This window comes from Bradyrhizobium sp. 6(2017) (assembly GCF_011058295.2).
Lineage (GTDB): Bacteria > Pseudomonadota > Alphaproteobacteria > Rhizobiales > Xanthobacteraceae > Bradyrhizobium > Bradyrhizobium septentrionale.
The window spans coordinates 2,658,133-2,670,883 of sequence record NZ_CP049289.2; the positions used below are offsets into that span (position 1 = coordinate 2,658,133).

Sequence of the window (12,751 nt, forward strand, 5' to 3'; positions counted from 1 at the left end):
GAGACTGATGGCGTTGATGGACGTTGGACTGGACGACAAGTACCGGTTGGACACGAAACGAATCTTCCTTTCCGGTACCCAGGCTTTGGTCCGATTGCCCATGTTGCAGCGCGAACGCGACCGCGCGCACGGGCTGAACACCGCGGGTTTCATTTCCGGATATCGCGGCTCGCCGCTCGGCATGTACGACCACGCGCTGTGGCGCGCCAAATCGTTCCTCAGAGAGCACGACATCGCCTTCGTTCCCGGCCTCAACGAGGATCTGGCAGCGACCGCGGTGTGGGGCAGCCAGCAGGTGGGCATGTTCCCGGGCGCCAAGGTCGATGGCGTGTTCGGCATCTGGTACGGCAAGGGCCCCGGCGTCGACCGCTCGCTCGATGCGCTCAAGCACGCCAATTCGGCCGGCACGTCGCCGAATGGCGGCGTGATTGCGCTGGCTGGTGACGACCATGGCTGCCAGTCCTCCACCCTGGCGCACCAGAGCGAGCAGGTGTTCGCCTCGGCGCTGATGCCGGTGGTCAATCCGGCGACGCTGCAGGACTATCTCGACCTCGGCATCCTCGGCTTTGCGCTGTCGCGCTATTCCGGCTGCTGGGTCGGCTTCAAGGCGATCTCGGAAACCGTCGAAAGCTCGGCCTCGATCGTCAGCGATCTCGATCGCATCAAGATCATCACACCTGATGATTTCGAGATGCCGCCGGATGGGCTCTCGATCCGCTGGCCGGATCCGCCGCTGGAGGCCGAGCGCAGGCTGCATGGGCCCAAGATGGAGGCGGTCGCGGCTTTTGCCCGCGTCAATCGGTTCGACCGCATCGTGCTGGATTCGAAGCCGGCGCGGCTCGGCATCATGGCGACCGGCAAGGCCTATCTCGATCTGCGCCAGGCGCTCGCCGATCTCGGCATCACCGATGCCGACGCGCAGGCACTGGGACTGCGCATCTACAAGGTGGCGCTGACCTGGCCGCTGGAAGCGCGCGGCGCGCGCGCCTTCGCCGAAGGCTTGCAGGACGTGCTTGTCGTCGAGGAGAAGCGCGGCTTCATCGAGGACCAGCTGGTCCGCATCCTCTACAACATGGACGCATCCAAGCGTCCCTCAGTGGTCGGCAAGCGCGACGAGAGCGGCGCGCCGTTGCTGCCGAGCGAGGGCGAGCTGACGCCGACCATGGTGGCGGCCGCCGTCGTCGCGCGTCTGCGCAAGCTCGGCCATCGCAGTCCGCTATTGGAGCAACGCCTGGCAAAGCTCGAGGCGTTCGATCGTCCGGCCGAAGGCACGGGCACCGCGAAATTGCAGCGCACGCCATATTTCTGCTCGGGCTGCCCGCACAACTCGTCGACCAAGATCCCCGAGGGCAGCCGCGCCATGGCCGGCATCGGCTGTCACGGCATGGCGCTGTCGGTGCCGAACCGCAACACCCAGACCATCTCGCATATGGGCGCCGAGGGCGTGAGCTGGATCGGGCAGGCGCCGTTCACCAGCGAACAGCACGTATTCCAGAATCTCGGCGACGGCACCTACACCCATTCCGGCCTCCTGGCGCTGCGCGCCGCTGCTGCGGCCGGCGTCAACATCACCTACAAGATCCTCTACAACGACGCGGTCGCGATGACCGGAGGCCAGCCGGCCGAGGGCGGCTTCACGGTGTCGCAGATCGCCCACCAGGTCGCGGCCGAGGGCACCAAGCGGCTCGTGATCGTCTCCGACGATCCGGACAAATATCCCGCCAATTATTTCCCGTCGGGCGCCACCATCCACCATCGCCGCGAGCTCGACGCCGTGCAGCGCACCTTGCGCGAGATCGAGGGCCTCACCGTCCTGATCTACGACCAGACCTGCGCCGCCGAGAAGCGCCGCCGCCGCAAGCGCGGGCTGTTTCCCGATCCGGCCAAGCGCGTCTTCATTAATGAGCGCGTCTGCGAAGGCTGCGGCGACTGCTCGGTGGCGTCGAACTGCGTCTCGGTGCAGCCGCTGGAGACCGAACTCGGCCGCAAGCGCCGCATCGACCAGTCGAACTGCAACAAGGATTTCTCCTGCATTGAGGGTTTTTGCCCGAGCTTCGTGATGGTGCAGGATCCCAAGCTGCGCAAGGCCGACCGCACCGCCGCCGATCCCAAGGCGCTGTTCGCCGACCTGCCGACGCCGCCTGCGGCCGCGCTTGCCGCGCCCTACAACATCCTGATCACCGGTATCGGCGGCACCGGCGTCATCACCATCGGCGCGCTGCTCGGCATGGCCGCGCATGTCGAGGGTCTGGCCTGCTCGACGCTCGACTTCACCGGCCTGTCGCAGAAGAACGGCGCGGTCATGAGCCATGTCCGGCTGGCGCCGGCGTCCGACATGCTGACCACCGTCCGCATCGCGCCCGGCAATGCCAACCTGATCCTCGGCTGCGACCTCGTCGTGGCCACCAGCGTGCCGGCGTTGAGCCGCGCCGAACGCGGCGTCACCCGCGCCGTCGTCAACGCCGATCTGCTGCCGACCGCGAGCTTCGTGATCGATCCCGATATCGATTTCGAGGCTGGTGCGATGCGCGACGCGCTGAACGGCGCGGTGCGACCTGATGATCTCGACATTCTCGATGCCACCGGGCTTGCCACCGCGCTGATGGGCGACAGCATCGCGACCAACGCCTTCATGCTCGGCTTTGCCTTCCAGCGCGGCGCGATCCCGCTGTCGCTCGATGCGATCCTGAAGGCGATCGAGCTCAACGGCGCCGCGATCGAGATGAACAAGACCGCGTTCTCGTGGGGCCGGCTTGCCGCGCACGATCTGCAACGCGTGGTCAGCGCCGCGCGCTTCAAGAGCGCAGGCGCAGCGCCTGCAAAGAAGACGCTCGACGAGACGATCGCGTTCCGCGCCAAATTCCTCACCGACTATCAGGATGAGGCCTACGCCAAGCGCTATCTCGATGATGTCGCGCGCGTCCGCACCGCTGAGGCCGCGGCCGCGCCGGGCTCGCAGGACCTGACCGAGGCCTTTGCAAAAGGCCTGTTCAAGCTGATGGCCTACAAGGACGAGTACGAGGTCGCGCGGCTCTATTCCGACGGCGAGTTCAGCAAGGCCTTGAAGGAGCAGTTCGAGGGCAATTCCGGCTTGAAGGTCCTGTTGGCGCCGCCGCTGCTGGCGCAGCGCGATCCCGTCACCGAGCGTTTGCAGAAGCGCGAATTCGGCCCGTGGATCTTCAAGGCGTTCGGCCTGCTGGCGGGGCTGAAGGGCCTGCGCGGCACCGCGTTCGACATCTTCGGCTACACCTCAGAGCGCAAGATGGAGCGCGCGTTGCCGGTCGAGTATTCCGCGATGATCCTGCGTCGTCTCGACGGCACGAAGCCGCTCGACCTGCCGCGGCTGGTGGCGCTGGCCAAGGCTGCGGACCTCGTGCGCGGCTATGGCCACATCAAGGAAGGCAACGTCGCCCGCTACCGCACCGAATGCGCGCGGCTGGAACGCGCGATCGGCCAGCCGCTGGCGCAGGCGGCCGAATAGGCTAGAGCGTTTTCGAGCGAAGTGGCTACCGGTTCGCGTGAAGAAAACGCGTCAAAAAACGCGTCAAAACAAGAATCTAGAGCCCCGTTCCGATACCATCGGCACGGGGCTCTAGGCGGCGGGCAGCGGGAACTTTCCACGGCCGCCTTGGTTGACTGGTAACCCTGCCCGCAACAGCGGGGTGGATTCGCGCGGCCGGGCCCCTACATGATGGCTGTTCTGTTCGAGTGATTTCAGGAGGCCCTTTGATGGTCCTGAAAAGCGCTTTTGTTGCAATTGTTTGTACCGCGTGCCTGGCTGTGGGCGGCGTGGCGCTGGCTGACGAGTATCGCCCCAGCGAGTTCTTCAGCCTCGATCTTTCCCAGGCGGTGCTGTCGCCGAAGCGGCTTGGGCCGCCTGCGCAATTCGAGCCGGTTCCGGTCGAGGCGAAGACCGACCACGGTCCGGATCAGCGTGCCAATGTCGAGCCGACGGTCGAGCAGCCGAAGGTCGCATCACAGAAGGCCGCCCGGACGGCCAGGGTAACGGCGCAGCCTGAGCCGAAGCGCGCGGCGGCGCCTGCGCCAGCCCGCGCCAGGCTCGCGCGGCGGCACGCGAACCCGCTCGATGCCGAAGCCCGCGACACCAGGATCCAGACCTGGCCGTGCCGCACCGGCGGCATCTGCAGCTGGCAGCGGTGAGAGGCTTCACTTCCTTGCGTCGATCCTCGCGTCAACATTAAACCCGTCATCCTGAGGAGCGCGCTCTTGCGCGCGTCTCGAAGGATGCACGGCCCAGATCGCGCAGCAGGGCCGTCGATCCTTCGAGACGGCGCTACGCGCCTCCTCAGGATGACGGGTTTGGCGCTTGAGCGCTCGGTGCCGAACGACGCCGTTCCGAGAGCCCCCGAGTCATCCCGCCGTCGCAAAACCGTCGGCGGAGAGTCAAGAAACCGTAAGGGCGGAGTCAAACGGCGCAGGCAAAACCTTCGTTGCGATTCGACGAAGGTTGTTCGATGCCGACAGCGATCTCCGCGAGGGGACGAGGCCTTACAAGGCGTCAGCTTCTGGTGCGCTCGGCATCGACGGCTGCGCTGGCCGGATTGGGCTCGCTCGCAAAGCCCTATCTGAGCCGTGCGGCGGATCGTCCCGCGATCGCGGGTATCCAGTCCGGCGACGTCGCGAGCGATTCCGCTGTCATCTGGGCCCGCGCCGATCGCGCAGCGCGGATGCAGATCGAATGCGCGAGCGTCGAGAGCTTCGCCACCATCCTGCGCACCGCATCCGCCGATGCGCTGCCCGAGCGCGATTTCACGGCAAAGCTGCTGCTCGACGGCCTGCCGCCGGGCCAGGACCTGTTCTATCGCATCAGCTTCGCGGATCGCGACGGCGTTGCAGGCGAAAGCCGCGTCGGGCATTTCCGCACCGCGCCGGTCGACCGCCGCTCGATCTCGTTCGTCTGGTCCGGCGACGTCGTCGGGCAGGGCTGGGGCATCGATCCCGCGCGCGGCGGCTTGCGCAGCTACCGCACCATGCTCAACGAGCGCCCGGATTTCTTCATCCATTCCGGCGACCACATCTATGCGGATTGCACGGTGCCGCCGGAGCAGACGCTGCCGAACGGCGAGATCTGGCGCAACATCGTCACGGAGGAGAAATCCGTCGTCGCGTACAGTCTCGACCAGTTTCGCGGCAACTACAGATACAACTGGCTTGACGAGAATTTTCGCGCCTTCCACGCCGAGGTGCCGATGTTCGCTCAGTGGGACGATCACGAGGTGGCCGACGACTGGTCGCCGATCGGCACCGCCGACGCTACCGGCTACGACGCGGACGGTACCTCGCGCCTGGTGGCGCGGGCGCGCCGCGCTTTCCATGAATTCATGCCGATGCGGTTGATGCCGGAGCGCGACGGCCGCGTCTATCGCAAGATCGCCTATGGGCCGCTGCTCGACGTCTTCATCATCGACATGCGCTCCTATCGCGATTCCAGCTGGAACAAGCAGGGCGATCCCGACAAGGCGTTCATCCTCGGCGAGAGCCAGCTCGCCTGGCTGAAGCGCGAACTGGTGGCGTCGGATGCTGTCTGGAAGGTGATCGCGGCGGATTTGCCGATCGGCCTGATCAGCCTGGATGCGGTCGCGCTCGGCGACGGCCCGCCCGCGCGGCGCGAGCACGAGATCGCCGATCTGCTGTCCTTCATGAAACGCGCCGGTGTCCGCAACACGGTGTGGCTCACCGCCGACATGCACTACACTGCCGCGCATCACTATGATCCGAACCGCGCGGTGTTTCAGGAATTCGAGCCGTTCTGGGAGTTCGTCTCCGGTCCGCTGCATGCCGGCACCTGGTCGCCGGGCGAGCTCGACAACACCTTTGGCCCGAAGGCGATGTACCAGAAGGGCTGCTCGGTCGAGCAGGGCGACAATCTCGCGCCGTGCTTCGGCCTGCAATTCTTCGGCCGCGTCGACATCGACGGCACGACCTCTGTGATGACGGTGACGCTGAAGGACGTCGACAACCACGACCTCTGGTCGGTCGACATCGAACCGCGGCCGGACGCGCGGCCCGGCCAGATCATGGCGGAACATATTTAGTCCCGTCGCGACATCTTGATTGCGGATGCCTTGCCCGAGGGCCCGATTTGCGGGCAGACTGCGACTTGGCAGTCCTGCCAATTTCATTCCTTCCAGACAATTTGCTGGCGTGACGTCGTCGATGGCATCGGCGCCCCACGCGTCAGGAGCTATCCATGGAAAATCTGCAGACACAGGGCATCCGCCTGCCGTAGCTCGGGCTCGGCACCTTCCGCATGCAGGGCGACGCCTGCCGCGCGGCGGTCGAGAGCGCGCTCGGGCTTGGTTACCGGCATATCGACACCGCCGAAATGTACGCTAATGAAGAGGCGATTGGCGCGGCGATCGCGACCGCGAATGTCGCGCGCAAGGACCTGCACGTGACCACCAAGGTCTGGCACGAGAATTTGGCGCCGGACGCGATCCGCAAGGCGTTCGACACCAGCTTGAAGAAGCTGCGGCTCGATCATGTCGATCTCTATCTGGTGCACTGGCCGTCGCGGAGCATGAAGCTGCCGGCGGTGTTTGAAACGCTGATGCAGCTGAAGGAGGAGGGCCGCACCCGCGCGATCGGCGTCGCCAATTTCACCACAGCGCTGCTCAAGACCGTGGTCGAGGACATCAAGGCGCCGATCGCCTGCAACCAGATCGAATACCACGCGATGCTGGACCAGACGCCGGTGCGCAAATATCTCGCGGCGAAATCGATCCCGCTGGTGGCCTATTGTCCGCTGGCCCAGGGCCGCTTCGCCACCGACGAGACCCTTGCAAAGATCGGCAAGAAGCATGATGCGACCGCAGCGCAGGTGGCGCTGAAATGGCTGCTCGATCAGGACGGCGTTGCGGCGATCCCGAAAGCCTCGCGCGCCGAAAGCCAAAAGGCCAATTTCGATGCGCTGAAGGTCAAGCTCGACGACGACGACCGCAAGGCGATCGGGGCATTGCGCAAGGACATGCGCTGCGTCAATCCCGGATTTGCGCCGGCGTGGGATTGAGCCCGGCGGGCATTTGATGAGAACGTAGAAAAAGAAAATGGCTCCGCGAGGAGCCATTTTCCGTCTGTCGATTTAGTAGCGATCCCGCCTGATAACCACCGTGCGGTCATGGTCGTGGTGCCAGCCGCGATGCCAACCGCGGTCGTGGCGCATTCCACGGTCATGGCGCATCTCGGCGCGCGCGCCCCAGCCACGATCCCAGTGATGGTGGCCGCCGCGCTTGATCACGACGGTCTCGGCGCTCGCGATCGACGGAACGGCCACTGCAAGCGCACCGACAGCCGCAAGAACAAAGCCAAATTTTTTCATCTCATCCTCCTCAATGATGCGTGGAGGAAACCGTACAGGCATCGAAACGTTCCTGAGGAAACGGAGGAGTTTTCTGAACGGTTGTTCAGGCAATTGCGGCCGCTGCTGTGCGTCGCGCATTGTCGCGCACAATCGATAGATGAGCGCTGCAGGTCGCTTCGATGGCCTTGCCTAAGGGCTGCGTCCGACGCATCATCGCGTCATAAAAATCATATTGGGGGGCGTCGCCGTGAGCGGATTTTCGCGCCGGGATTTTTTGAAAGTTTCTGGATCGGCCGCTGCCGCCGCCATCGCGGCGCCGGCCGCTGCGGCGATGGGGCCGGACGACAAGTTCGACCTCGTGATCAAGAGCGGCGACGTGATCGATCCCAGCCAGTCGCTGCGCGGCAAGCGCGACATCGGCATCCGCTGGGGCATCATCGAGGCAATCGAAGACGAGATCCCGGCCGCTCGCGCCGCCAAAACCATCGACGCCTCGGGCAAGCTCGTGACGCCGGGCCTCGTCGACCTGCACTGTCACGTCTATCCGTACGGGTCGGCGATCGGCATTCCCGCCGACGAGTTGGTGCAATTCCAGGGCACCACGACGGTGGTCTCGGCCGGCGATGCCGGCGTCAACAATCTGGCGGCGTTGCGGCGCTTCATCGTGGCGCAGTCGCGGGCGCGGATCTACGCCTTCCTCCATATTGCGAACAACGGCCTGTCGGCCTTCCCGGTGGCCGAGCTCTACAATATCGACAACGCCCAGGTCGAAGCCTGCGCGATGGCGCTTGCCGAGAACCCGGACTTCCTGATCGGGGTCAAGGTGCGGATGTCGGAGAACGTCATCTTCAAGCACGGCATCGAGCCGCTGAAGCGCGCCATCCAGGCCTGCGAGATGTGCGGCTGGCCGGCGCGGATGATGGTGCATATCGGCGGCGTCGAGACCAGGGAACTGATGTCCGACATCCTCGATCTGCTGCGGCCAGGTGATATCCTCACCCACGCCTATTCCGGCGCGCCGAACATGTCCGGCGCCTTCACCAACATCGTGCAGGACGGCAAGTTGCTGCCGGCAGCGCTCGAAGCCAAGCAGCGCGGTGTGCTGTTCGATGTCGGCCATGGCGGCGGCAGCTTTGATTTCACGGTGGCGGAGATCGCTATTCCGGCGGGCTGCACGCCCGACACGATCTCCTCCGACATCCATGTCTTCTCGGGCAACTCGCCCGGCATCCCGTTCCTGCCGAACGTGATGAGCAAGTTCCTGGCGATGGGCTCGTCGCTGGATCAGGTGGTGGAGATGGCGACTTCGGTGCCGGCGCGGGCCATCAACCGCGCTCCCAAGATCGGCACGCTGCAGCGCGGCGCGCCCGGCGACGTCGCGATCATGGACCTCGTCGAAGGTCCGGTCACCTTCGTCGACACCCGCAACAACAAGCGCGACGGCAATCTGCAACTGAAGCCGGTGCAAACGGTGGTCAACGGCGTGCCGTTCGGCCGGCCCTATCAGGCGCCGTTTTCGGTGAGGTGATTAGGTCTCTCGATCACCTCTCCCCGTTGGGGAGAGGTCGGCGCGAAGCGCCGGGTGAGGGGACGCAGGTCCACGAGAGGGCGCAACCCCTCACCCGGATCGCATCTGACCTCTCCCGCAAGGGGAGAGGTGAACCGACAACGCTGCTGCAGCCTGACGTGTTCAATTAGCCGCTCTTCTCCACATTGCTGCTTCGTGCCGGTACGCCGAACTCCTTGCGGCACACCTCGGCCAGCACCGCGACGCCCTCGCGGATCTGCTCATGCGAGGGGCTGGCGAAGCAGAGGCGGAGCCGGCTGCCGGAATGCGCCTTGCTGGTCGACCATTCCGGTCCCGGATTGATCGAGACGCCGGCGGCAAGCGCCGTCTGATAGAGCTTCAACGTGTCGACATTGTCGGGCAGCTTGACCCAGAGAAAGATGCCGCCCTTGGGGGCCTCGAATTCGGCCGCGGTGCCGAATTGCTCGTTCAGCGCCTCCATCAGCGTGTCGAGCTTGGCGCGCAGGCCCTTGGTCAGCCGCGGCACGTGGGTCGAGAAATGCGGCGCGCAATATTCTGATAGCACCATCTGCTCCAGCGCGCCGGAGCCGGCGTCGGTCTTCAGCGGCAGCATCCGCGACATGATCTCCCAGGGCGCGACGATGAAGCCGACCCGCAGCGCCGGCGCTATCGACTTCGAGAACGAGCCGATATGGATCACGCCGCCATGCTTGCTCATGGCATGGATCGCGGGCGGCCGTTCGCCGCTCCAGATCAGATCGGCATAGCAATCGTCCTCGAAGATCGGCACGCCGTATTCTTTTGACAGCTTCAGCATCTCGGCGCGCCGGCTCTCGGGTAGGATCGAGCCGGTCGGGTTCTGCACCGTCGGGATGGTGTAGATGTATTTCGGCGTGATGCCGCGCCGCCTGTGATCGGCGAGCGCTGCGGCCAGCGCATCGATCCTGATGCCGTCGCCATCGAGGGGAATGCCGACCGCGTTGACGCCGAGCCGCGTCAACCGGTTCAGCGAGCCCTGATAGGTTTCCTGCTCGATCAGCACGGTGTCGCCCTTGGCGAGCAGGGTCTGATTGACCAAATCGAGCGCCTGCAGCGAGCCGGAGACGATCATGATCTCATCCGGCGTGCAGGCAATCCCCGCATCGCGCTTCAGCTTCTCGGTCAGGAATTGCCGAAGCGGCAGGTAGCCCTGAGGCCCGTGCGCGAGGTTGTAGGTCGCCAGATTCCTGCCTTCGCGTTTCAGCACGGCGTTGACCGCCTCGAGCAGTCCGTCGACCGGGACCTGGTCGGGATCATTGTTGCCGCCGACGAAGCTGTATTTGGCGAGCCCGGTCCATCGCGCCGCCGGCGCAGGCAGGCCGGCCGGGAGCAGCGGTGCGAAGTCGAACTGGGCTGAGGTGGACATGGACGTTTCGCTCCGTGTTGTTGTCGTTGAGAAGGCCGCGCGTAAGCGGCCCTCTATGCAGTCAGTTCTTGCCGGGCAGCCTGATCGGCCGGCCCTGGCTGATGAAGGCGTAGTGCCCGGGGCCGACGCTGCCGACCATCAGGGCCTCGACCGCCGGTTCCGCGATCTCGCCCGCCGCCGCCCAATCGACCACGAAATTCGCGCCGGTGCCGCCGCGGGTATCGGTCGTGGCGATAGCAACCTCGACGGTCGCGAACGGTTTTAGCGCGATCGGTGATTTGAGGTAGCTCTCCACCATCTTGCCTGATGTGTCGTAATAGGCGATCCGCTTCAGCACCAGCGGCCTCGTCTCGGAGGCGTTGTGCACGCTGAGCGTCACCGAGAAATCCGCCCTCAGCTTGCCCTGGCTCATCGACACGCTGGAATAGACCGGCACGTAGAACGCACCGGAGGCCGTGAGCCCTTCGGCCGGCACCGCGGTCAGCGAATTTGCAAAATTTTGTTCAATACTTCCGGGGGATTGTGCTAGCGCCTCAGGCATGCGCACGGTGAGGCAGACCAAAACTGCCAGAAAAATGCCGCCTGCGCGGATGTGACACATTGCTCGGTTGATCCTCACGCCCGGCCCTCTAGGTTGCGGCAACAGGAAGTCTTTGACGCATGCATGAACTGATCCCCGACATCACGCTCTGTATCCTGTTTGCCTGGGGGCTCGGGCTGCTCGCCCATTTCTCCCGGCAACCGCTGATACTGGCGTACCTTATCGCCGGCTTTTTCATTGGTCCATTCGGCATGGGCTGGGTCAAGTCCCAGGAGTCGATCAGCATCATCTCCGAGCTCGGCCTGATCTTCATGCTGTTCATGATCGGGCTGGAAATCGACCTCAAGAAGATCATCCGCGCCGGCAAGGTCATCCTGTTCGCCGGCGTCGGCGAGCTGCTGGGCGGCTGCCTGATCGGCGTCGCGTTCTTTGCAGCCATCGGGCTTGCGATCGGCGGCGGCAAGTTCGACGCGGTCTATCTCTGCGTCGCCTGCGCGCTGTCCTCGACCGTCATCATCGTCAAGGTGCTCTACGAGAAGCGCGAGCTGGATACGCTGCCGGGCCGGATTACGCTGGGCGTGCTGGTGTTGCAGGACATCTTCGCGATCCTGTTCCTGGCGGTGCAGCCGAGCCTGGACAATCTGCAGATCAGCGTCGTGTTGCTGTCGATCGCCCGCGTTGCGGTGCTGGTCGCGACCGCGCTGGTGCTGAGCCGTTACGTGCTGCCGCGGCTGTTCCACCAGATCGCGCGCCGGCCCGAGCTGGTGCTGCTCGGCGCGCTCGCCTGGTGCTTCTTGATCGGCGAGATCGCCGAACGGCTGCATCTGTCGCGCGAGATGGGCTCGCTGGTCGCCGGCGTCTCGATCTCGACCTTCCCCTACGCGCTCGACGTCACCGCCAAGGTCACGACGCTCAGGGATTTCTTCATCACCCTGTTCTTTGTCGCGCTCGGCATGACGATCCCGATTCCGGGACTCTCGGTGATCGGACTGGCGCTGGTGATCGCGGCCTTCACGGTGGCAAGCCGCCTGGTCACGACGTTCGCGCCGCTCTATCTGATGAAGCAGGGTCTGCGCGCCAGCCTGCTGCCGGCGATCAATTTGGCGCAGATCTCCGAGTTCTCGCTGGTGGTGATCCAGACCGGCGTCGCCGCCAACCACATAGCGACCGAAACGGCGAATGCAGTCTCGTTCGCGTTCGTCGTGCTGGCGGTGCTCTCGACCTTCGCGATGGCCCGCAGCGACCAGATCGTGCGCGGCCTGATCGGTCCCTTGAAGCGGATCGGGCTGCGCGACCTCGACCATGAAGGCCAGGGCCGCGGCGAGGCCGGGCAAGCGGGCGAGCATGGCGAGATCCGGCGCATCGTCATCCTCGGCTTTTTCCGCGCGGCGAGCGCGCTGATCAGCCAGATCGAGCGCCAGAACCAGTCGCTGCTCGAGCAGATCAGCGTCGTCGACTTCAATCCGCTGGTGTTCCGCACGCTGACCGATCGAGGAATGCACGTGATCTATGGCGATATCAGCAATGTCGATACCCTGGTCCATGCGGGCATCGGCAAGGCCGAGATCATCATCCTGAGCGTGCCGGATTTCCTCTTGGTCGGCGCCGACAACGAGAAGCTGGTGCGCCACGTCCGCGCGCTGAACCCGACCGCGAAGGTTGTCGCCACCGCGGACCTCTTGACCGGCGTCGACGATCTCTACGCCGCCGGCGCCGATTACGTGACGGTGACCCGCCTCAGCGACGCCGGCGAGCTCTATGCCGTGATCGAGGCCACCGATGCCGGCCTGCTCGACGACAAGCGCGCCGAACTGGACGCCCAGTTGAGCGACCGCCGCGAGGTGCTGCCGTAGGAGAGCATGATCCGGGAAATGCGGTACCCGTCACCGTCCTGGTATGCCTGCCGGACGCATGGCGGGTTGCATAATGATACTGGCGCTGACATCGGAACCCGGC

The 12,751-nt window shown here is 64.9% G+C and carries 9 protein-coding genes; 6 read left to right on the top strand and 3 right to left on the bottom strand.

The features are described 5' to 3' along the window. The first annotated feature begins 7 nt into the window (after positions 1-7). From G6P99_RS12650 to G6P99_RS12665, 4 genes are all read left to right on the top strand, one after another. Complete coding sequence (locus G6P99_RS12650; protein ID WP_029081415.1) at positions 8-3,481, top strand: indolepyruvate ferredoxin oxidoreductase family protein; 3,474 nt, start codon at positions 8-10, stop codon at positions 3,479-3,481. Positions 3,482-3,729: 248 nt separating this feature from the next. Then, positions 3,730-4,161, top strand: a complete 432-nt coding sequence (locus tag G6P99_RS12655) for a hypothetical protein (RefSeq protein ID WP_029081414.1) — start codon at positions 3,730-3,732, stop codon at positions 4,159-4,161. A gap of 314 nt (positions 4,162-4,475) precedes the next feature. Further along, complete coding sequence (locus G6P99_RS12660) at positions 4,476-6,056, top strand: alkaline phosphatase D family protein (protein ID WP_165128303.1); 1,581 nt, start codon at positions 4,476-4,478, stop codon at positions 6,054-6,056. A gap of 215 nt (positions 6,057-6,271) precedes the next feature. Further along, the gene (locus G6P99_RS12665; RefSeq protein WP_245284692.1) at positions 6,272-7,030 is read left to right on the top strand and encodes an aldo/keto reductase; all 759 of its coding nucleotides are present in this window, start codon (positions 6,272-6,274) and stop codon (positions 7,028-7,030) included. A gap of 72 nt (positions 7,031-7,102) precedes the next feature. On the opposite strand, the gene G6P99_RS12670 is transcribed toward G6P99_RS12665, so the two are convergent. Further along, complete coding sequence (locus tag G6P99_RS12670) at positions 7,103-7,339, bottom strand: hypothetical protein (RefSeq protein WP_029081412.1); 237 nt, start codon at positions 7,337-7,339, stop codon at positions 7,103-7,105. 229 nt (positions 7,340-7,568) lie between these two features. Between G6P99_RS12670 and G6P99_RS12675 the strand changes: the two genes are divergently transcribed. Beyond that, the gene (locus G6P99_RS12675; protein ID WP_165128305.1) at positions 7,569-8,849 is read left to right on the top strand and encodes an amidohydrolase family protein; all 1,281 of its coding nucleotides are present in this window, start codon (positions 7,569-7,571) and stop codon (positions 8,847-8,849) included. Positions 8,850-9,015: 166 nt separating this feature from the next. Here G6P99_RS12675 and G6P99_RS12680 read toward each other — a convergent pair whose 3' ends face one another. Together G6P99_RS12680 and G6P99_RS12685 are read right to left on the bottom strand one after the other, a co-directional pair. Continuing rightward, a complete protein-coding gene (locus tag G6P99_RS12680; RefSeq protein WP_029081410.1) occupies positions 9,016-10,254 on the bottom strand; it encodes a PLP-dependent aminotransferase family protein in 1,239 nt (412 codons plus the stop codon). Between the two features lie 61 nt (positions 10,255-10,315). Beyond that, complete coding sequence (locus tag G6P99_RS12685; RefSeq protein ID WP_371261177.1) at positions 10,316-10,855, bottom strand: DUF3124 domain-containing protein; 540 nt, start codon at positions 10,853-10,855, stop codon at positions 10,316-10,318. Between the two features lie 59 nt (positions 10,856-10,914). Here G6P99_RS12685 and G6P99_RS12690 point away from each other — a divergent pair, with 59 nt between their 5' ends. Continuing rightward, on the top strand, positions 10,915-12,648 hold the full coding sequence (locus G6P99_RS12690; RefSeq protein ID WP_029081408.1) for a cation:proton antiporter: 1,734 nt from the start codon (positions 10,915-10,917) through the stop codon (positions 12,646-12,648). Positions 12,649-12,751: the final 103 nt, after the last annotated feature.

Bases quoted from the DNA above. Each gene is read 5' to 3' on its own strand.
- G6P99_RS12655 (WP_029081414.1), top strand. From the start codon at position 3,730: ATGGTCCTGAAAAGCGCTTTTGTTGCAATTGTTTGTACCGCGTGCCTG.
- G6P99_RS12685 (WP_371261177.1), bottom strand. From the start codon at position 10,855: ATGTGTCACATCCGCGCAGGCGGCATTTTTCTGGCAGTTTTGGTCTGC.
- G6P99_RS12650 (WP_029081415.1), top strand. From the start codon at position 8: ATGGCGTTGATGGACGTTGGACTGGACGACAAGTACCGGTTGGACACG.
- G6P99_RS12665 (WP_245284692.1), top strand. From the start codon at position 6,272: ATGCAGGGCGACGCCTGCCGCGCGGCGGTCGAGAGCGCGCTCGGGCTT.
- G6P99_RS12670 (WP_029081412.1), bottom strand. From the start codon at position 7,339: ATGAAAAAATTTGGCTTTGTTCTTGCGGCTGTCGGTGCGCTTGCAGTG.
- G6P99_RS12680 (WP_029081410.1), bottom strand. From the start codon at position 10,254: ATGTCCACCTCAGCCCAGTTCGACTTCGCACCGCTGCTCCCGGCCGGC.
- G6P99_RS12690 (WP_029081408.1), top strand. From the start codon at position 10,915: ATGCATGAACTGATCCCCGACATCACGCTCTGTATCCTGTTTGCCTGG.
- G6P99_RS12660 (WP_165128303.1), top strand. From the start codon at position 4,476: ATGCCGACAGCGATCTCCGCGAGGGGACGAGGCCTTACAAGGCGTCAG.